The 20,553-nt window shown below is 41.8% G+C and carries 16 protein-coding genes and 1 pseudogene; 8 read left to right on the top strand and 9 right to left on the bottom strand.

The features are described from left to right. Nucleotides 1-53: 53 nt before the first annotated feature. The 3 genes and pseudogenes from XZ46_RS18920 to XZ46_RS18935 form a co-directional block, all read right to left on the bottom strand. Nucleotides 54-536: pseudogene (locus tag XZ46_RS18920) on the bottom strand (ribonucleotide-diphosphate reductase subunit beta); the annotation flags it as partial. A 363-nt stretch (nt 537-899) separates the two neighbouring features. Further along, entirely contained in the window at nt 900-1,112 is a 213-nt protein-coding gene (locus XZ46_RS18930; RefSeq protein ID WP_006668400.1) for a hypothetical protein, read from the bottom strand. Between the two features lie 150 nt (nt 1,113-1,262). Continuing rightward, nucleotides 1,263-3,521: a ribonucleoside-diphosphate reductase subunit alpha gene (locus tag XZ46_RS18935; protein ID WP_008052687.1), complete on the bottom strand. Its 2,259-nt coding sequence runs from the start codon at nt 3,519-3,521 to the stop codon at nt 1,263-1,265. Between the two features lie 234 nt (nt 3,522-3,755). Here XZ46_RS18935 and XZ46_RS18940 point away from each other — a divergent pair, with 234 nt between their 5' ends. Continuing rightward, nucleotides 3,756-4,160, top strand: coding sequence for a DUF4346 domain-containing protein (locus tag XZ46_RS18940; protein ID WP_008052689.1), 405 nt, complete (start codon nt 3,756-3,758; stop codon nt 4,158-4,160). A 99-nt stretch (nt 4,161-4,259) separates the two neighbouring features. On the opposite strand, the gene psb30 is transcribed toward XZ46_RS18940, so the two are convergent. Beyond that, complete coding sequence (gene psb30 / locus XZ46_RS18945) at nt 4,260-4,442, bottom strand: photosystem II reaction center protein Ycf12/Psb30 (RefSeq protein WP_431619720.1); 183 nt, start codon at nt 4,440-4,442, stop codon at nt 4,260-4,262. Nucleotides 4,443-4,579: 137 nt separating this feature from the next. On the opposite strand from psb30, the gene ileS reads away from it, so the two are divergent. Both ileS and XZ46_RS37625 read left to right on the top strand, forming a co-directional pair. Beyond that, nucleotides 4,580-7,474: an isoleucine--tRNA ligase gene (gene ileS, locus XZ46_RS18950; protein ID WP_008052690.1), complete on the top strand. Its 2,895-nt coding sequence runs from the start codon at nt 4,580-4,582 to the stop codon at nt 7,472-7,474. Between the two features lie 152 nt (nt 7,475-7,626). Next, the gene (locus XZ46_RS37625) at nt 7,627-7,758 is read left to right on the top strand and encodes a hypothetical protein (protein ID WP_257720171.1); all 132 of its coding nucleotides are present in this window, start codon (nt 7,627-7,629) and stop codon (nt 7,756-7,758) included. Nucleotides 7,759-7,846: 88 nt separating this feature from the next. On the opposite strand, the gene XZ46_RS18955 is transcribed toward XZ46_RS37625, so the two are convergent. Next, nucleotides 7,847-10,543 carry a ParA family protein gene (locus tag XZ46_RS18955; protein WP_008052691.1) on the bottom strand — a complete coding sequence of 899 codons (2,697 nt, stop codon included), beginning with the start codon at nt 10,541-10,543 and terminating at the stop codon, nt 7,847-7,849. 21 nt (nt 10,544-10,564) lie between these two features. After that, the gene (locus XZ46_RS18960) at nt 10,565-11,002 is read right to left on the bottom strand and encodes a hypothetical protein (protein ID WP_006668393.1); all 438 of its coding nucleotides are present in this window, start codon (nt 11,000-11,002) and stop codon (nt 10,565-10,567) included. A gap of 361 nt (nt 11,003-11,363) precedes the next feature. On the opposite strand from XZ46_RS18960, the gene xth reads away from it, so the two are divergent. Next, nucleotides 11,364-12,155 (top strand): exodeoxyribonuclease III, encoded by a 792-nt coding sequence (gene xth / locus XZ46_RS18965; RefSeq protein ID WP_008052694.1) that lies wholly within the window; start codon nt 11,364-11,366, stop codon nt 12,153-12,155. Here the strand turns inward: xth and XZ46_RS18970 are convergent. From XZ46_RS18970 to XZ46_RS18980, 3 genes are all read right to left on the bottom strand, one after another. Beyond that, nucleotides 12,152-12,748 (bottom strand): Uma2 family endonuclease, encoded by a 597-nt coding sequence (locus tag XZ46_RS18970; protein ID WP_008052696.1) that lies wholly within the window; start codon nt 12,746-12,748, stop codon nt 12,152-12,154. The genes xth and XZ46_RS18970 overlap by 4 nt on opposite strands. Nucleotides 12,749-12,756: 8 nt before the next feature. Continuing rightward, entirely contained in the window at nt 12,757-13,347 is a 591-nt protein-coding gene (locus XZ46_RS18975; protein ID WP_008052697.1) for a Uma2 family endonuclease, read from the bottom strand. Between the two features lie 83 nt (nt 13,348-13,430). After that, nucleotides 13,431-15,422, bottom strand: coding sequence for an adenylate/guanylate cyclase domain-containing protein (locus XZ46_RS18980; RefSeq protein WP_008052698.1), 1,992 nt, complete (start codon nt 15,420-15,422; stop codon nt 13,431-13,433). A 302-nt stretch (nt 15,423-15,724) separates the two neighbouring features. On the opposite strand from XZ46_RS18980, the gene XZ46_RS18985 reads away from it, so the two are divergent. The 4 genes from XZ46_RS18985 (at nt 15,725) to XZ46_RS19000 (ending at nt 19,864) form a co-directional block, all read left to right on the top strand. Beyond that, entirely contained in the window at nt 15,725-16,660 is a 936-nt protein-coding gene (locus tag XZ46_RS18985; protein WP_008052699.1) for an NAD-dependent epimerase/dehydratase family protein, read from the top strand. A 77-nt stretch (nt 16,661-16,737) separates the two neighbouring features. Beyond that, on the top strand, nt 16,738-17,718 hold the full coding sequence (locus tag XZ46_RS18990) for an SDR family NAD(P)-dependent oxidoreductase (RefSeq protein WP_008052700.1): 981 nt from the start codon (nt 16,738-16,740) through the stop codon (nt 17,716-17,718). A gap of 2 nt (nt 17,719-17,720) precedes the next feature. After that, nucleotides 17,721-18,545 (top strand): SDR family NAD(P)-dependent oxidoreductase, encoded by an 825-nt coding sequence (locus XZ46_RS18995; RefSeq protein WP_008052701.1) that lies wholly within the window; start codon nt 17,721-17,723, stop codon nt 18,543-18,545. After that, nucleotides 18,542-19,864: a flavin-containing monooxygenase gene (locus XZ46_RS19000; protein WP_006624217.1), complete on the top strand. Its 1,323-nt coding sequence runs from the start codon at nt 18,542-18,544 to the stop codon at nt 19,862-19,864. Before XZ46_RS18995 ends, XZ46_RS19000 begins: the two co-directional genes overlap by 4 nt. Nucleotides 19,865-20,553 lie beyond the last annotated feature (689 nt).

The following is a 20,553-nucleotide window of genomic DNA, read 5'->3' on the forward strand; positions in this document are numbered from 1 at the left end:
TCCCCTGAATTCAAGGGGTTTTCTATTATCATTACTGACAATAGCCGCTAACATTAACGGTTAATCATCTTGAAAATATCGGCACTTCCAGGCATTAACATTCGCGATGCCAAATTGTAGAAGAAAATGAACCCATTATAAAAGTACATTCCTTCTAACAAGTAATCTGCCATCAATGAGACAAAGTAATTTTCCGGGGTGGGATCATCAACATATTCTTGATAAAGTCCGGCGATAAACTCACATCGATCGCGTAAAACTTTATCGGTGCGCCAAAAGTCATAAACGTAGTTTCTCCGTTCCGAAGGAATGATAGTTTCAATCATGTATTGATAACTCTGATTGTGCATTCCTTCTTGAGAGATTTGTTCGGCCATACAGAGGCTGACTTCTGGGGCAGTTACACTATTTTTCAGATACGGAATGTTGCAGGTTTGAATGGAATCCAAGAAAGTTAAATAAGATAGAATTCCATCAAATGCCGTCCGTTCATCAGGGGTTAAATTAGTGTAATCGACAACATCCTGGGTGATGTCTAATTTTTCAGGTCATTGATGTTCAACAACAGTCGCTAGGTGTTGCCCGCTTTATTCAAGCTGCTATGTGTCACCACATAGATCGGACTATATCATCATCTCTTGTGAAACAAAAGAGCCCCCCGCTTCGACAGTCAACCGCTTACTGCCTACTCCATAACCTGGATAGTCTCTACACCTTCTCAGTATCTGTGAGCTGGGCACGGGATTGTCTGTAGTGCTATATGCGATCGCCATTAGCGCAAAAAAACCTTTTCTTTGTTTAACATCAACTTGGTAAGGTTCCTTGTCGGTTATCCCCAGTTTTGGCGAACCATGCAACTCCAGAGTTCCCCCGTTTTCAAGGGGTTTAATCTGGGCTACCTAATTAACCCAGAAATTTTCGCGCATTTGCTTGTATAAACCGACTGCCCAAGAATAGCGAACATCATTGAGTTGCATTAGGTTGGTAGTCTCGCCAAACCACATTGAACGGTGAGCCACATCATCGTTACCATCAGGATTAAAGATGGGATTGAGAGGCATTTTGTTGATTTGCTTATTGTTGTGACCGTTAAAGTTTAGTACAAGCGTCATTTTTTCCATCCAAAACGGGAGTTTTTGTTGATGTTCATCAATGCTGAAAAGTTGTATTTATCAGCGGCTGATTTTCATCAACAACACTAAACTAATCGGGAGAATTTAGGATTCCCCCGACCAGAAGTTTAGTGGTAACGGATATTATAGCTAATTTGCACAAGCTGTGCAGGCATCTTCGGATTCTTGAAAGCTGTCCCGCTGAACTGTCCTCACATAATAGATGGCTTTGCACCCCTGTTCCCAAGCCGCCATCAGGGTGTCAAAGATATCTTTAGCTTTAAGGCTGCGCGCGGGTTCTTCGGGGAAATATACGCCTTGATTGAGGTTAAACATCAACTCCATTGATATCCCTGTATCAATCCATTGCTGCATGGTGGCTACGGCTTTGACAACAATTTGCTGGTCTAGGGTTTTATTCTCTGGGTAAAACCAGAAGTTTTCTTTAATAAAGGGAGGCGCAATGGGTACGGTTCCTTTCGCCCATTTGTCATAGAAGAAACGACTATAACAGGGTAATACACTGGCGGTACAACCTTGGACTAAGGATGATGATGTGTTGGGAGCAATGGCGGTTATATGAGAGTTCCTAATCCCATATTTTTGGATATCTTCGCTTAATTCTTTCCACCTTTGTTTATCGTCGGCGTGGGTTAAAAACCAATCCACTGGTTTAGCACCAATTAACTTACCTTGACTCCAGGAACTTCCAGCAAATGCCGGATAAGCCCCCCTTTCTTTGGAGAGTTCCATTGAGGTTTTAGTGCAGTAAAATCCGATATCTTCAAACAGGTTGCTAATTTCCTGTAAATGGCTATAGGAAAAACGCCGTTTGGCTAACCAATCCGCTAACCCCATGACACCCACGCCAATGGTGCGATAACGTTGATTATGGTCAATACTGGCTTGAAATGGTGGGTGAGTAATTTCGATGGTGTTGTCTAAAATGCGGACGGCTATTTCGCAAATATTGGGTAGGTCTTGCCAATCTAAATTAGAGAGATTTAGACTATTTAAGTTGCAGGTATGCGCGAGTTCCCCTGGTTTGACGTTAGACCAAGATTCTTGGCACAAGTTACCCCCAGGAATATATCCTTCGTGTTGGTTAGGATTGGCGGCGTTGCTAGTATCTTTAAACCACAGATAAGGCATCCCGGTTTCTACTTGCGATCGCATAATGTTTTTAAACAGTTCCCTAGCATTTATCCGCTTATATAGTTTTAATTCATAGTCTAAAGACGCTTCTATTTTTTGATAAGCTGACTCAAATTCTTCACCCCATAATTCTGATAATTCTATGCCCAATTTTACCCGGACTTCGTAGGGGTCTATCAGAGTCCAGTTTTCGCAGTTACGCACCCGGCGCATGAACTCATCAGAAATGACTAATTGAGGGAAAATATCATAAGCCTTCCGGCGCTGGTCTCCATTCTCGGTTTGCATCTCCAAAAATTCGAGAATGTCTAAATGCCACACATCTAAACTGACGGTAATTGCGCCAGCGCGACGGCCTCCCTGATTGACAGCAATGGCGGTATCATTTAACAGTTTAATCCAGGGAATCACGCCACCGGATGCGTTAGGCTTACCCATTACCCAGCTACCTGTTGCCCTAATGCGGCTGACATTTACGCCAACACCGCCGCCATTTTTGGAAATCCGGGCAGCATCTTTAATGGTGTCAAATATGTTCTCTAAATTATCATCCATACCGATAATAAAACAGGAACTCAAAGACCCGTTAGGAATCCGCAAATTAGCTAAAATCGGGGTGGCTAAAGAAATCTGACGCAGGGCGATCGCTTTATAGAATTTCTGCGCCCAAAACATTCGTTTTTCTGGGGCTTCGACTACGGCTAATAATAAGGCACAAGATAATAAGGCTTCTTGGGGTAATTCCTCGGGTAATAAATAACGTTTAGTTAGTAAAACCGCCCCCGCATAATCATAATCTTTATCCCATTGGGGGTTAATCCAGCTTCCCGCTTCTCTCAACTGGTCGGGGGTATATTTTAATAAGCGCGCGTCATACTGACCAGATTTCACTTTGCTAGTAACGGTTTGGCAATAATCCTCATATTGGTAGCCACGGCTAACTAGGGTATCTTTCCACAAGTTCCAAATATGCAGCCTCCCGGCTACATACCGCCAGTCTGGGTCTGAGGGGCTACACAACTCTAAGGCACAACCTATTAAGTTATCCTGAATTTCCCTGGTGGTGACTCCATTTTTCAGGCGAGTGGTCAGTCCAGCTTCCAAAGTAATGGGGTTAGCATCTAAGCCTTCACAAGCCCAGTTGACGACTGCGCGAATTCTGGACACATCCAAAAGAGTTAATGATCCATCCCGCCGGATTACCTGAATTTGGCGATTGAAGGGGGTATCAGTTGTGGTTGATAGGGTTTGCATGGTCTGTTTCTGTCTGGAATTTGAATCAGCTTTACTAATTTACTCTATATATATATTTAGTGACAGGTATTGACAAATTTCTCGTTTTACGCTATATCTAGTGCTAAATGGCCCAATTAATAATTTTTAACAGTTGGGGGTTTCTGTATAAATTGATACAATCCTCTGTTAAATACTCGAGATATTGTAAAGTAATAAGTAGACTGTATTGTAGCGATCGCATTTTTAACTTTTGTGTCTACTCTATCAACGAACACCAACCTATCTCCAGAAGAACGCATAGCCTTAGATGACAAGCTCTCCCAGCGTTTTATTAAACTCGATCCGGGGGGCTATTTTATCATTTATATTGACCGGGACAAGGGCTTAATTTGCGCGGAACATTATAGCAACGATATCAACGAACAGGGTCTAGCTGTGGATCCAGACACGGGGGAACCTTTCCCGTGTAAAGGGGAACTCAAGCGGACTCCGATTGGTATTTACCGGGGAAGAACGGCGAAAGAATTAGGTATTAAAATCACAGAAGAAGCAAGTACCTGTCCGCTGACTTGTTTTGATCATGCCCTATACCTGGGGCGGGAGTTCGTCCGGGCGGAAATGGCTTTAGTGAATGGACAGGATTACATCCAGGACTAAATTCTAGTCGATGTAGGTCTGCTGGTAGGGACAGGAAAACGGGAGGCTAGGTAAAACCCACCCGCCTCCGTTGGATTCAGAGATTTTGGGGGTCTGATGCTACAGGTCGCCCCCACGAAACGCCAACAATACGATCACCACCGGGCCAGCAATCACAATCAGTGATAGCATTAGTAACTGGGCGATCAGTTCAAAATTGACATTGCTGAACAAGTTGGTAATAAAGTCCATTGTTCCTCCCAAAACTTCCCAAAGCGATGATATAAACCAAGGTCTAATCATATCAGGCGATCGCCCAATTATTTTAAGGAACGTTACAAAACTCAACAAGCGCGATGGTGAATTTGTGGCAAGCTGTCCCCAAAAGAGTTAAAATATCTGAAAACTGCTAACCCAAGAGAATCGTTCAGTATACTGCCGTGACCGAAAAAAACGCCTACAAAGACACGGTTAACCTGCCCAAAACCAAGTTTGATATGCGGGCTAATGCCGTCAAACGGGAACCAGAATTACAAAAATTTTGGGCGGATAACCAGATATACGATCGCCTCTGTGAAAACAATCCGGGCGATCGGTTTATAATTCATGATGGCCCGCCTTATGCCAATGGACAGCTACACATAGGCCACGCCCTGAATAAGATTCTCAAAGATATTATTAACCGCTACCAAACCCTACAGGGGCAAAAAGTCCGCTATGTGCCGGGTTGGGACTGTCACGGACTCCCGATTGAATTGAAAGTGCTGCAACAGATGAAGCAGTCAGAAAGGGAACAACTCACCCCGCTAACTTTGCGTGAGAAAGCGCGAGATTTTGCCCTGAAAACCGTTGAAGAACAAAAAACCCAATTTCAACGTTATGGGGTGTGGGGAGACTGGGAAAACCCCTATTTAACCCTAACTCCGGAATACGAAGCGGCTCAAATTGCTGTATTCGGTGTTATGGTTCTCAAGGGATACATTTATCGGGGTCTAAAACCAGTCCATTGGAGTCCGAGTTCCAAAACAGCCCTGGCGGAAGCAGAATTAGAATATCCCGAAGGTCACACTTCCCGCAGTATTTATGCGGCTTTCAGAATTACGAGTTTAGCGGAATCGGTGCGAGAGTTACTGAGTCCATATTTACCGGATTTAGGAGTAGCAATCTGGACGACTACGCCTTGGACGATTCCGGGAAATTTGGCAGTTGCTCTGAATCCAGAATTAACCTATGCGGTGGTAGAAACTCAAGGGGATTCAGAAAGTCCTATTGAGTTTAAGTATCTGTTGGTGGCTGCGGAATTGGTGGAAAGGTTATCAGCTACTTTTAACACTAATTTAACTGTGAAAGCTACGGTGAAAGGCGCACTGCTAGAAAATTGCACCTATAAACATCCTCTATTTGACCGTGAAAGTCCGATTTTAATTGGTGGTGATTATGTGACTACTGAATCGGGGACGGGTTTGGTTCATACAGCACCCGGTCACGGTCAGGAAGATTATATCGTAGGTCAGCGTTATGGTTTACCTATACTTTCGCCAGTAGATGAAAATGGTGATTTTACGGAGGAGGCGGGAGAGTTCGCGGGTTTAAATGTTCTCAAAGATGCTAATGGCGCGATTATTGAAGCGTTACAAGAGGCGGGTTCTTTGATTAAAGAGGAACCCTATCAACATAAATATCCCTATGATTGGCGGACGAAAAAACCGACAATTTTTAGGGCGACAGAACAATGGTTTGCATCGGTGGAAGGTTTCCGTGAACAGGCTTTAGAAGCTATTAAACAGGTGCAGTGGATTCCCTCACAGGGAGAAAATAGGATTACGCCAATGGTAAGCGATCGCAGTGATTGGTGTATTTCTCGTCAGCGCAGTTGGGGGGTTCCCATTCCAGTTTTTTATGAGGAAGAAACGGGGGAACCTCTGCTAAATGAGGAAACGATTAACCATGTAAAAGATATTATTGCTCAACACGGTACTGATGCTTGGTGGAAACTTTCGGTTGAGGAATTACTGCCGGAATCTTACGTTAATAATGGCAAGAAATACCGCAAGGGAACCGATACTATGGATGTCTGGTTTGATTCGGGTTCCTCTTGGGCGGCGGTGGCTAAACAGCGCCCAGAATTGGCTTATCCGGCTGATATTTATTTGGAAGGTTCTGATCAACATCGGGGTTGGTTTCAGTCTAGTTTATTAACCAGTGTGGCTAATCATGGGATTGCACCTTATAAAACTGTGCTAACTCATGGTTTTGTGCTGGATGAAAAGGGATATAAAATGAGTAAATCCCTGGGAAATGTGGTAGACCCGGCTGTGGTTATTAATGGGGGCAAAAATCAACAACAAGACCCCGCTTATGGTGCGGATATCCTGCGTTTGTGGGTGTCTTCGGTGGATTATTCGGCGGATGTACCTTTGGGTAAAAATATCCTGAAACAGATGTCGGATGTTTACCGCAAAATTAGAAATACGGCGCGGTTTTTGTTGGGGAATTTGCATGATTTTGACCCAGCAAAAGATGCGATCGCTTATGAGGATTTACCGGAGTTAGATCGGTATATGTTGCACCGCATGACGGAAGTGTTTGCGGAGGTGACAGACGCTTTTGAAACTTACCAGTTTTTCCGATTCTTTCAGGTGGTGCAAAATTTCTGTGTGGTGGATTTATCCAATTTCTATTTGGATATTGCGAAAGACCGACTATATATTAGCGCGGAAAATGGTTTCCGGCGGCGCAGTTGTCAGACTGTTTTGGCGATCGCCCTAGAAAATTTGGCGAAAGCGATCGCGCCTGTCCTTTGTCATACGGCAGAGGATATCTGGCAAAATCTACCATATTCTACGCCGTATTTATCAGTATTTGAATCTGGTTGGGTTCGGTTAGATGAAACCTGGAAAAAGCCTGAATTAGCAGAGTTTTGGGTGAAATTACGGGAGATTCGCGCCGAGGTTAATCAGGTGATGGAACAGGCGCGCAAAGATAAAATGGTGGGTTCTTCTCTGGATGCTAAAATCTTGCTATATGTGGCAGATGAAAAATTGCGTCAACAGTTAGCGGCAATGAATCCAAATCCGGCGGAATTTAAGCAGAATAACGGCGTTGATGCTTTGCGATATCTGTTGATTTGTTCTCAGGTTGAGTTACTGGAAAATCCAGATAAACTGGCAGATTTGCAGTATAAAAGTGAGTCGGAATTGATGGCGATCGCTGTGGTGAATGCTGAGGGCGAAAAATGCGATCGCTGTTGGAATTACTCTGTCCATGTCGGTGAGTCTTCAGAACATCCCACCATCTGCGAACGTTGTGTTTCGGCTTTAGCCGGAGAGTTTTAACCACAGACACCGGGTTTGTCCCAACCCGGTTTCTTGAGAAGAAATGGAGCGAGCGATCGCCGATTAATTAGCTAAATCAATCAACTCGCTGGATGCAAATAAACAGCCTCTTTTGATGCTAAACTGGGTCAGTTAGAAGGAGTCAAATTGCTATGAAACCCAAATTGACCCAAGCTGAGATAGAGGCGATCGCACTTCTAACTACTCCCGATCCTTTGGTCTATGATTGGAATATCCCACGAACAGCGATCGCGCTTATTACTGCCCAGTCCAGTGAATTTTAACCGCCCAATTATCACCTCAATGAAACAGGAGAGAAGATAACTTCTCTCCGCTATAACTATAAATTGATGTATAAGGTTAATTGGCTTGCTACTTTGTACCTGTCCGACTCATCCTGAAACCATAGACATAAATATCAGCAAATCCATAACGTTGTTCCTTTTCCCGCCATTTCGCTAGCCCAATTTCGCTTAAAAAATTGGCAAATTCATCAAATTGAGAATATATTTCTAGTGCGTTATTCTGCCATATTTGTTCCAGTTGTTCTCGGGAAGGTAAAGCAGGAACACCTTCTAATGAATCAAAAAATTTACATAGATCGGGATATTCCTGTTTAATGGCATCACAACGTTCCTCTGATGCCTTTTCTAAACCAATCTCCAGAGATTTTCCGCGAAGTAAGCGATCGTCAGTTGGAGACTTAACTGATGTTTGCCCTTTATAAGTTAACTCCTGCTCTCTTGCTCCTTGAAGTAAAGCACTTAAACTGCGGGGAAAGGCAGTGCCATTTAAGTCCGATAAACGTTCGTAAACCCATCGATAAACATATTTAGCTTTGTTGCCAGTTCGACGACGAATTCCCCACAATAAATCGAGGGCAAGATTTAAGTTGTCTTCACTAGCATTATCAATATTTTCCACAGGTGCAATGCGATCGACTAAATCTTTAAAATCTCCTGATTGCATAGCTTGACGAAGGGCTAATCGCAAAAAATCTATCCTTGTCCACCGCAGGAATAGATCGCGTCCATTAAAGTGACTTTTATTGTCAAAGTTTAAACGGTTCCATATATCTTCTCGCAGAAAAACTTTAAATCGAATAGACGTTAATCGACGCGCATCGCAAGCCTGAATCAGTTGGAATAAACCAGTTAAAGCGTGTTGTCTAACTCCATCTGTTTCTGGGAAGTCTTCATCTAAATCGTCATATAAAAGCCAAATTGTTTGATTTTTATGCCGTTGCTGTTCATTCAGAATATCCAAGGCATCTGACAAAAGAAGTCTTAAATTTGAATCCGTTGATAATTGAATTAATGCTTGAGTATGTTCAATCTGCCAGTTTTCTTTCGATAGTCTTTTTAAAATTTCGCGTAACGTTTCAAATTTAGATTTTTGATTTCCTTTTTCTGGTAGTCTCAACTTGTTGGATTGAAATAATCGCAGGATTAAGTACGATCGCCATAAAGCTTCCCAATTCCCATTCCTATCGGTTAAATTATTATGAATAATTTGAAATTCATTGCGGGTGGGGCGACTGTTTTCAAATCCACCATGGCCAGATAAAAAACTTACGGCATCTAATCGACCGCGAGCTAACTGTTTAGCCTTTGATTCATGTTTTAATAGAAGTAAGTAAAGTGCTGTTTTTCCAGTTCCTTTGCGACCTCGGATCAGACAAGTTGTTTCATCTAAGAACTTATCAAAATTAGCAGTTCTTTGAAACAGTTCAATCAGGTTAGATTTTGGATCGGCAGCATTTAAGGCAGGAAATTGGAGGCTTTCGATAATTTTCCAGCGTTCAGAAGTATCTTTACCGGGCAATATTTCTCCTAAGCGAAGTTGATTAGTATCTTCATCGATTAAGTTAGCAATTCGGTTGTAGTAATCTAATAATCCGGTTACAGGATAATCCTCAGCCAGAGCAATTGGTGGCAGATAAGGAACTACCAATGGTTCTGCTATTTCCGATTGAGTATCATCTGAGTCATACCCATTTTCACTCAATTCATCTTGAGCGATTTCCTGCTCAATGACTTGACGCAAAATCCCCCAAAGCTTTGTCACTTTAGCCATTCCCATATCGCTGATATCGGGAACGGGTGAGAAGACAAAATTCATTGACAGCTTGCCAAAAGAATTAAGTGATTTGAGGAGAAGATCGATCCCTTGCCGATTTTGCTCATTGGGAAACAAAAATATAATAGCTTCATCAGCCGCTTGTAGTAAAGATAAAGCCCCCCATTCATTGATTCCGGTGCGAGAATCCACTAAGATAACGTCTGGTTTTAGCTGTTCTTGAATTTCACGACTAAACATAGACCAGAGGGTTTCACCATTATCAAGAATCATAGTGGCTCTGAGATCATCAACTTTAGAAATATAATCAAGACTTAAAGATCCCGCCGGAACAATAAAGAGTCTTCCTGTAGCATCAGGTATTGTCACTTCGCCAAATATCTTGGTGATTAAAATATTAGGTTCTAACCCTTCAGGCAAATAAGAACGCTCATAAAAATAATCCACAATACCGAATTGAGGGAGTGGGTTTAAGCTAAAAGCTGTACTTAAACCGGGCGCTTCTAAATCTAAGTCAACAGCTACAACTTTACGACCGCGCATAGCCAAAATCCAAGCCACATGGGTTAATGCAGTTGTTCGACCGACTCCCCCCTTAAAGGAATAAAATGTGACTGTGCGAGGAATGCGGGGTTGAGGTTGAGGATATGGGGATTGATTTTGTGGATTTGCAGCCCACAATGCTAAATCTTGCCAAGTATTTATGGAACTTCCCTTTACAAGTGGTGGGGCTGACAAATTCAGGGATCGTGCTTCTTCTACTGCATATAAAGAAATAAAACCTGGGGATATATTAATCTGAAATTGACTCAGGATGCTCTGCAATTGCTCCTTTCGCTGCGACATCGATAAGCCTGTAAATTTATTACTGACAATCGTCAAATTCAGAAGTCCAGAAGTTGAAATATTAATGTCAGTCCATTCTTGCGAACTTTGCACATAGCTGTCCGTAATCTGCCGTTTCAGTAATAGTTGCCAGGTTTCTTCCATATCTACCTCTTTAAAGTTGAGTCAAAGTTGAGTTGCTTGCTTTTGTAGCCAATTTAGAAGACTCTTATATGAAGACAGCCAATCCTTATAGTCTTTGTCATTAGGCTCATTCCCATAATAACGCATCTCTATAAAATGTTGATTTGGGGTTTCAACTGTAGCCAGCCACCTCATTACCTGGGGAAATTTTTGAATCCGGCTGTACAGCCGATTATGCCGCTTTAATGCGTCGTGTAAACGATGTTGTGGATTAGTAATTGTATGACCAGGATCGTTAGAGTCGGTTTTCCATTCTCGGCTTGCACCTTTGGGTAATGAAGCGAATATCATCGATTTTAGCAGACATTCTATGGTAATGCCACCAAAATGCATTGCGGCTACTTTTCTGTTGAAATTAGATGAACAAAGTATTTCAGTATCCTTATGACGTTCTAAAAAGGCGGCTTGGTAATCTTCCATGTTGGCTGGATGCTTGGTTACAATGGTATATCTAGCATATATCTTGTATGGTTATAGCTTTTCTCATTAAGTAATCTGTCATTTTGGCCTGAGTCTGTAGAATTGGCTAACCTGCGGGAAGGGGTTCACCCTGCGGCAAGCGGCTTTGAGTCTACGGCAGGGGCGAAAGAAAGACGCGGGTAGAGAGGATCTCTCTTAAATTACTGAGGTCTTGCACCAATTGCAACAACAGCCCCGCGATCGCCCCTGTATGGGTCATTAAATATCAAAAGGGAGTCGCCAATTTAACTGTGCTGGCTTATTTGTAAGTTGACATGAGTTTTGGTATAATTAACAATCATGTTTTATTCCCCGACTAAATATGAAAATTGCTACCTGGAATTTGAATTCAATTCGGACTAGACAAGACCAAGTTTTGAGCTGGTTAAAAGGTCAGGATATTGATGTTTTGTGCCTACAGGAAACTAAGGTTATTGATCAAGATTTTCCGCGATCGCCTTTTGAAGAATTGGGCTATCATGTCTATATTTATGGTCAAAAAGCCTATAATGGGGTGGCAATTTTTAGTCGCCTAAATATCGAGTCTGTAATTATGGGATTTACTCCGATTTTGGGTGCTGACCAGGTGGGGGAATTGGACGACCAAAAACGGGTAATTGCTGGGGTGATTGATGATATCTGTATTGTCAATGTTTATATCCCGAATGGGTCGAGTGTGGGAAGTGATAAATATGAGTATAAGTTACAGTGGTTAAACCGATTACGGGATTATCTACAACAGATGTTAATCAAATATCCTCATCTGTGTATTTGTGGTGATTTTAATATTGCGCCTGAAGATCGGGATATTTATAATCCTCAAAACCGGGAAAATCATATTATGGCATCGGCGGCGGAACGTCAAGCCTTAGATGCGATCGCTAATTTGGGTTTAGCAGACGGCTTTCGTAAGTTTACCCAAGACGGCGGACATTTTACCTGGTGGGACTACCGCGCCGCCTCATTTACCCGCAACCGAGGCTGGAGAATTGATCACCATTATCTAAGTCCTGGACTCTATCAAAATGCGATCGCTTGTTACATTGACACTGAACCCAGAACCCAACCAAAACCGAGTGATCATGCACCCGTTATTTTAGAAATCGGAACTTAGTTTTCGGGTAAGTTAAAGTTAACATCTTCGTAAATGGCGGCAATTTGTTCGGTGAAATCCAGGCTAACAATATGAAAAGTAGTGTCGTCTGTATCCTCAGATAAACTATAACTATTAAATAGCCAACTGTCATCCTGGCGGCGAAAAATCTCTAAGCGAGGATGACGGGTATTAATTAATATATATTCCTGTAGGCTATCAAGACTTTGATAGTCCATAAATTTATCACCCCGATCAAATGCTTCTGTGGAGTCGGACAATACCTCAATGATAAGTTGAGGAAATTGTTTATAGGTGGGTGTATCTCTATCACGCTGGTCACAGGTTACGAGAATATCGGGATAGTAAAAACGCTCACTTTTGGCTTTTTGAATACGGACTTTCATATCTGATATATACACCCGACAACTAGAGCCTCTGAGATGATTACGAAGTGCGATCGCCATATTTAAAGCGATCGTAACATGGGTATCAGTTGCACCCGCCATAGCGTAGACTTCTCCATCAATATATTCATGCTTGACAGAACTTTGGGCTTCTAGTTCTAGGTAATCATCTGGGGATAAATTGACAAAATTGGGTGTAGCAATCATATTTCTCTTTATTGATTATTAAAGTTAACATCTTCGTAAATGGCGGCAATTTGTTCGGTGAAATCCAGGCTAACAATCTGAAAAGTAGTGTCGTCTGTATCCTCAGATAAACTATAACTATTAAATAGCCAACTGTCATCCTGACGGCGAAAAATCTCTAAGCGAGGATGACGGGTATTAATTAATATATATTCCTGTAGGCTATCAAGACTTTGATAGTCCATAAATTTATCACCCCTATCAAAGGCTTCTGTGGAGTCGGACAATACCTCAATGATAAGTTGAGGAAATTGTTTATAGGTGGGTGTATCTCTATCACGCTGGTCACAGGTTACGAGAATATCGGGATAGTAAAAACGCTCACTTTTGGCTTTTTGAATACGGACTTTCATATCTGATATATACACCCGACAACTAGAACCTCTGACCTGGGCGCGAAGTAGGGCAAATATATTTCCAGCAATAGTAACATGGGTATCAGTTGCACCCGCCATAGCGTAGACTTCCCCATCAATATATTCATGCTTGACAGAACTTTGCTCCTCTAGTTTTAGGTAATCATCTGGGGATACATTGGCAAAATTGGGTGTGGCAATCATTTGCTAACTCTCCAATAGTAATTAAGATTATATCATATTTTGAATGCAGACAAACATTGAGATTAATAAAAGTTTACGATTGTCTAAATTTTACCTAATAGCCAATAGGTGGTCATATTGCCTTTCCCCTTAACATTAATTGTGCCTCTGGGTTTAAATTTATAACGATATTTTAGGCGTTCATAGGTGATATCTGTAACTTGAATAGAGCCAGGTTTTCCTGATGATTCCATGCGGGAAGCAATGTTAACGGCATTTCCCCATAAATCATAGGAGAATTTTTTAATGCCAATTACTCCGGCTACTACGGATCCAGTATTAATACCAATCCTAATTTGAAAATGTTCGCAACCTGAAATATTACCCAAGATTTTACAAGTCTTAAAGTCATCCATAATTTGCTGCATTTCTAAAGCCATATCAGCGATCGCTTCTGCATGGTCATCCCGGGGAATTGGTAAGCCTCCCACTACCATATAAGCGTCACCAATAGTCTTGATTTTTTCTAAACTATACTTGTCGGCTAATTCATCAAATCGGGAAAACATCTGATTTAGCAATTCCACCAACTGAATGGGAGGAATGCGAGCAGATAAAGGAGTGAAGCCGACAATATCTGCAAATAAAATGGTCACATTTTCCATAGAGCAAGCAATGGTTTTTTGTTCATTCTTGAGTTGATCAGCAATAGCTTTTGGCAAGATATTTAATAATAGTTTTTCGGATTTATCTTTTTCATATCGGAGTTCAAACGTCCGCTCCTCTACCCGTTTTTCTAAGGCGGAAAAAGCATCTTGAACCTGTTGAGTCATCATGTTAAAAGACTTGGCTAAAATCCTGAGTTCTTTGATACCATTAGCATGAACTTTTTGCTGTAATTTGCCTTGAGCGATCGCCTGACTTGCGTCACTCAAATTGGAGATAGGAAGACTAATCCATCTAGCTATCATAATGCTAAAAATTGTAGGAAAGATTAAAGCCAAAATACACAGTAAAATTGTAGTGCGTTTGCTGGCATTAATAGTAGCCATAAAATCATCTTCGGGAACTACTAACACAATTAACCAGTCGAAGCCATGACCATTACTAAATGGTAAGATTTGCACGAATTGCCGTTCGCGTTTGATTTTAAAATCGAATTGTTTGGGTTGATTGATTGTGTGCAAGTTTAAATTTTTATTGATTAAATATTTGGCGGTTTCTCGGACTAATATATTTTCACTTTCTGTGGCTTGAATAATTTGGATCTGATCGCCAATTTTCCGGGTCATACTATCATCAGTAGAACTGGAAACTAATAAACCAGAACGCTCGATAATAAAGGCTTCTCCGGTTTTACCAATTCCTAAATTTTGCAAAAATCTCCGGAGTTCTTCAGATAATAAAATATCAGTTCCGCACACGCCAATAAAACGATTTCCCCAACCATCATAAGTAGATAAACTGGCGGTAATGGTGGGTAATTGTGTGGTAAAATCTAAATAAATATCACTCCATACGGACTTTCCTGTGGCTTGTGCGGCTCGATACCAGGGACGTTGACGAGGCTCATAGGGTCCAGCATCCCTAAGAAAATAAAGGCGATCGCCACGGACATCAATACCGTATAAGTGCATATTTCCATTGGTTTGATTATTCCTAATCATTAACTCAAAAAATGACCCGTCATCACTCCAACTCACACCGATAAAATTTCCGGTTTCTTCTTCGGCACAATAAACGGCATTAAGATAAGGTGAGTTTTTAATGTGCTGCAAAAAAACATTAATTCTTTCCCCACTATAAAAATCAATTTGACCCTGGGAAAAGCTATCGGTATTTAACTTATTGATTTGATGAGGTATTCTAATATATGCTTGTAATTGCTGGTCAATGCGAGCAGTTAATTCCTGGCGCAGTTGAAATGCTAAATCTCGCACGGCTGCTTCGCCATTGCGAAAAGAAAAATAACCGACCAAACCGACAGTTAATGCTACTTGTAGCAAAAACGGTACTACTAAAATAGTGCGGAGTGAAATGTTACTGAATATCCGCTTGAGTTGTCTCTGAAAACGGCGAAGATAGAAAGCCAACATGGAATTAACTACCTGACAACTTTTAGTTTCAACTGTCGTCAGTATACCTTGAAAACTGCGGTAACTGCTAAAATGGCTTTTGGATAGGGTCTGGTCATCGGGTAATTATGCTATCGTAAACTTGTTGGTATCAATACCCAGAATCATATAAGATTAATTTAGTGACCATTGGGATGTATTCCTACGACTTTAGTTAGAAGTTGTATAACCCCATGGTATTATGGTTTTTGGCTAGACATTAGCCAACTCTCGTGACCAGTTTACTATCAACCATAAAAATCAATCATTAGGAGATTAATAAAATGCGAATTTTAATCATGGGTGGCACTAGGTTTATCGGGGTTTATCTGACCAAAATTTTAGTCAGCCAGGGTCATGAAGTGGTATTATTTAATCGGGGAAATAAACCCAGTCCGGTAGACGGAATTAAACAAATTCATGGCGATCGCACTGATGCTAACCAATTAAAAGAAAAGCTATCCGGTGAAACCTTTGATGTCATTTTTGATAATAATGGTCGCCAATTAAGTGATACCCAACCCCTAGCCGATTTATTTAATGGTCAGGTGAAACATTTTGTTTATATGAGTTCAGCCGGAGTCTATCTCAAGTCTGATCAAATGCCTCATATTGAGGGAGATCCCACCGACCCCAAAAGTCGCCATTTAGGGAAATATGAAACGGAAACCTACTTGCAAAAAGTGGGTATTCCTTGGACATCAATCCGACCAACTTACATCTACGGACCACAAAATTATAACCCTTTAGAGTCCTGGTTTTTCGATCGCATTGTTGCTAAACGTCCCATTCCTATTCCTGGTAATGGAATGCACATCACCCAATTAGGTCATGTGGAAGACTTAGCTAATGCCATGGTAGCAGTATTAGGAAATCAAACGGCTATTGGTCAAGTGTATAATATCTCAGGCGATCGCTTTGTCACCTTTGATGGGTTAGCCAAAGCCTGTGCGATCGCTGCGGGTGAGTCCCCAGATGACCTGCAATTAATTCATTATGACCCCAAAAACTTTGATTTCGGGAAACGCAAAGCATTTCCCCTGCGAGTTCAGCATTTCTTCGCCGATGTTCACAAAGCCATAAATCAACTAAATTGGCAACCCAAATATGATCTAATTTCCGGATTAAAAGATTCCTGCCAAAACGATTATCTAGCTAATAGTAATCAAGGAGAGGTAGACTTTTCTACCGACGATGAAATCATCAAAGCCGCCGGGTAAATCCCATCAAAAAGGGGTAGTTATTAATTAATTACCCCCCAATTGTTTAATTATACCATTACATCGAATAATCGAACATGACCAACTTAGCAGGTAAAGTCGCCTTAGTTACAGGTGCATCCAGAGGATTAGGTAAAGGAATTGCCATTGGTTTAGGAGAAGCTGGCGCTACTGTTTATATCACAGGTCGCAGCCTATCGCAAGCCAATGATGCTGTAGGAGGCAGTTTAGAAGAGACTCGGTTAGAGGTGGAAAAAGCCGGGGGTAAATGTATCGCGATTGCGGTTGATCACGGTGATGATCAACAAGTGGAATTACTTTTTAATCACATTGATCAGGAACAACAGGGACAACTTGATTTATTGGTAAATAACGCATATAAGGGAGTGCGAACTTTAACAGAAATGCAGGGTAAACCCTTTTGGGAAAGCGAACCGCAAGTTTGGGATGAAGTTAATAATGTAGGCTTACGCAGTCATTATGTGGCGGCTGTTTTAGCAGCTAGAATGATGGTTAAACGTCGTCAAGGTTTAATCTGTACTATTTCATCTTGGGGGGGATTTTCCTATCTTTTTAGTGCCGTTTATGGGATTGGAAAATCTGCCTGCGATCGCTTGGCGGCGGATTTTGCGACTGAACTCCAACCCTATAATGTCGCTTCCGTTGCTGTTTGGCCAGGAATTGTTAACACAGAACATATGTCTAGGGTCGCCACGGAAATAGAAGCCTCCAATGTCGCCACAGATGATCCAGCAATCCGATCGCTTGTTGACCGCTATAATTGGGAAACACCCCTCTTGACCGGGAGAGTTATTGCAGCCTTAGCAGCCGATCCGAATATTATGCGTCGCAGTGGTCGCCTGCAAATTGTCGCCGAACGCGCTCAAGAGTATAATCTAGTAGATGAAAATGGTAATCGTCCAGTTTCTCTGCGATCGCTGCGTTTTTTACTACCCATGAAATGGCCGCAACTCCAAAAATCCGCATCACTAATTCCTAATGTAAATATTCCCTGGTCTGTGCTATTATCAACTATGCTCAAATCTCCGAAAATTTAACCATGACTCAACTAGAAAATGCCACAGTGGTTTTAACGGGTGCTACTGGCGGATTTGGTCAACAACTCACCCGCCAATTATTAGCAGCAGGTAGCCGTTTAATTTTAAGCGATCGCCATCAACCCACTCTCCACCAACAAGCACAACTAATTCAACAGGAGATTAAAAGCGGAGAAATCCTCGCCTGTTTCGAGGCTGATTTATCTAACCGTGAGGGATGCGAAATCTTATTTAATCAAGTCAAAAGCCTGGAAGTTCCCATCGATATTTTAATCAATAACGCCGGATTAGCCGTTTATGGTCGTCTGGACGAAACACCCCCGGAAAAATGGGAAACCCTCATGGAAGTAAACCTACTTGCACCCATGCGTTTAAGCAGTCTATTTGTAGGGGATATGATTAGCCGTCGCCAAGGTCATATCGTCAATATTTCCTCCGTGGCTGGTTGGAGTGGGAAAGCTGGTTTAACCCACTATTGCGCCAGTAAATTTGGCTTACGAGGCTTTAGTGAGGGACTCTTGGATGAGGTAAAATCCTACAATGTCAAAGTCACCGCCGTCTACCCATTTTTTAGTCGCACCCCCATTTTAGACGCTGAAAAATATGGAACCCTAGCCACTAACTATCAAGGTTTACCAGAGGCTTGGTTAACCGACCCTAAGCAGGTCATGAAAGCGACTTTGCGAGGCATTCAATCCAATCAACTCCATGTATTCCCAGACTCCCCGGCAAATTTAATTCATTTACTCAAACGCTATACTCCTTTTTTGTTAGATAAAATTTCGTTTTTGGCTGCTAAAAAACTTGTAAAAAATCCTAAAGTATGACTGCTCAAATCTTAGGAAATAACCCCAAAACTGCCGACAAATATCTAATCATCGGAGCCGGATTTGTCGGATTAGGTATTGCTGAAGGTTTAAAAACCGCGAAAATTCCCTATGATCAAGTAGATGCCAGTGATGATATTGGTGGTAATTGGTATCATGGTGTCTATGAAACTGCCCATATTATTTCCTCGAAGAAAATCACCCAATTCACTCATTTTCCGATGCCGAATGATTATCCTGATTTTCCTAGTGCCAAACAAATGTGGGACTACTTAAACCATTTTGCTGATGCTTTTAATCTGCGCCCCAACATTGAACTAAAACGCACCGTTACCCTAGTTAATCCTATCGCCAAAAATCTCTGGTTAGTCAGCTTTGATAATGGAGAAAAGCGAATTTATAAAGGGGTGATTATATGTAATGGTCATCATTGGTGCAAACGATTTCCCGAATTTCCCGGAACTTTTAACGGTGAAATGATACATTCTAAAGACTACAAAACACCCGACCAACTTAGAGGTAAACGAGTCTTAATAATTGGTGGTGGTAACTCCGCCTGTGACCTAGCCGCCGAAGCAGCTAGAGTCGGTCAAAAATCGGTGTTAAGCCTGCGGGAGTCTGTGTGGTTTATTCCCAAAACCTTTGCTGGTGTTCCTCTATCGGATTTAATTCGTTGGTGGATGCCTGAAGCCTTGCAAAGATTAATGTGTTATGGTATAATCAAGCTAAGTTTTGGCAGCCATGAAAACTATGGTTTGCCCAAACCAAAATATCGAATTTTCGATAAACATCCCACCCTAAATAATGAAGTACCCTACTATATCAAGCATGGAAAAATCACCCCCAAACCCGCCGTCAATAAATTAGACGGTTGGGATGTAGAATTTAGCGATCGCACCAGGGAAACCTTTGATTTAATAGTGTGTGGCACAGGCTATCATGTTTCCTATCCCTTTCTACCTCCCGAATTACAAAGAGTCAAGGGGGCGACTGTGCAGTGTTATGGGGGGGCATTTTTAGATGATTATCAAGGGCTATATTATATCGGATGGGGTCAAGCGCGAGGCGGTGTAGGTTCGTTGATTTCTGCTTATGCGCCCTTATTTACCCGATGTTTAAAACTACAAGAGGAAATCAAGATTCCCTTGGGTTTAGTCTTGAAGGAAATCGGACAGACTTTGCCGACCACTCACCTATCTGATCCACAGAAAGTTTTGAGGCAAATTCAACTATTTAACCTCTTGTTTAATTGGTTCACAAAAAAAGCCCACCAAATTGATCAACGTTATCCTAATTTTGAAAATCCCTTTCAAGCCTAGAAGCACCCATCAACGGCTCAGAGACAATTTCTCAACCCCAGGACTTCCTACAAGGCTATAACTGGTCTTATGGATGTAATTAGCCAACTTTCCAACAACCTAGGCTACAATCAAAGTATCTACCTTAGTTTTGAGTTGGATCAACAGATTATGGGTTTATTAGTCTCTATTTTGATGTCAGGTCACAAATAACCAAGCCTTTCCGGGTGGTTGGGTGCTAAGTTTATTTACTCATCCCAGTTGTTTCGTAGAAGCATCATCAACGCAAAACGCCGTCAATAACCCCCCCACAAAGGGATGAGGCTGACCACAGCCACAAACCTAAGTGAGTTTAGTTGACAGACCTGGGTGAAGCCTTCGAGAGACTTTCCGGGTCTACCTTGGGAGTAAGGGTTGAAGTTCTTACCTGGGAATGGGTCGCTAGTTCCTAACTGTCAAACCTTATGGTTAAAGATTTTTTGTCAAGCCAACCAGACTTACTCCAGGGAGTCTTGGGACAACGGAGGGGAATTACCCAGAAAGCAACAGGATTGTATGTTAGTAGGGGAAGTGATGGTTAGTATTACTTTAAACCAGTGGTTGGCGAGGGAGAAACAGCAGAACTGACTTTGCACAATACCCATGGCACTCAAATGGCTTTTGAATGATGCACTTTTGGGGGTCCCGCCCACTCTATATCAATTGCTGTT

Origin of the sequence: Limnospira indica PCC 8005, assembly GCF_000973065.1 — a bacterium.
In the GTDB taxonomy this organism is placed as follows: Bacteria; Cyanobacteriota; Cyanobacteriia; order Cyanobacteriales; family Microcoleaceae; genus Limnospira; species Limnospira fusiformis.

Coding starts and splice junctions, on each gene's coding strand:
- XZ46_RS18930 (WP_006668400.1), bottom strand. CDS start 1,112: ATGACGCTTGTACTAAACTTTAACGGTCACAACAATAAGCAAATCAAC.
- XZ46_RS18935 (WP_008052687.1), bottom strand. CDS start 3,521: ATGCAAACCCTATCAACCACAACTGATACCCCCTTCAATCGCCAAATT.
- psb30 (WP_431619720.1), bottom strand. CDS start 4,442: ATGATTAGACCTTGGTTTATATCATCGCTTTGGGAAGTTTTGGGAGGA.
- XZ46_RS37625 (WP_257720171.1), top strand. CDS start 7,627: ATGAAACCCAAATTGACCCAAGCTGAGATAGAGGCGATCGCACTTCTA.
- XZ46_RS18955 (WP_008052691.1), bottom strand. CDS start 10,543: ATGGAAGAAACCTGGCAACTATTACTGAAACGGCAGATTACGGACAGC.
- XZ46_RS18960 (WP_006668393.1), bottom strand. CDS start 11,002: ATGGAAGATTACCAAGCCGCCTTTTTAGAACGTCATAAGGATACTGAA.
- xth (WP_008052694.1), top strand. CDS start 11,364: ATGAAAATTGCTACCTGGAATTTGAATTCAATTCGGACTAGACAAGAC.
- XZ46_RS18970 (WP_008052696.1), bottom strand. CDS start 12,748: ATGATTGCTACACCCAATTTTGTCAATTTATCCCCAGATGATTACCTA.
- XZ46_RS18975 (WP_008052697.1), bottom strand. CDS start 13,347: ATGATTGCCACACCCAATTTTGCCAATGTATCCCCAGATGATTACCTA.
- XZ46_RS18980 (WP_008052698.1), bottom strand. CDS start 15,422: ATGTTGGCTTTCTATCTTCGCCGTTTTCAGAGACAACTCAAGCGGATA.
- XZ46_RS18985 (WP_008052699.1), top strand. CDS start 15,725: ATGCGAATTTTAATCATGGGTGGCACTAGGTTTATCGGGGTTTATCTG.
- XZ46_RS18990 (WP_008052700.1), top strand. CDS start 16,738: ATGACCAACTTAGCAGGTAAAGTCGCCTTAGTTACAGGTGCATCCAGA.
- XZ46_RS18995 (WP_008052701.1), top strand. CDS start 17,721: ATGACTCAACTAGAAAATGCCACAGTGGTTTTAACGGGTGCTACTGGC.
- XZ46_RS19000 (WP_006624217.1), top strand. CDS start 18,542: ATGACTGCTCAAATCTTAGGAAATAACCCCAAAACTGCCGACAAATAT.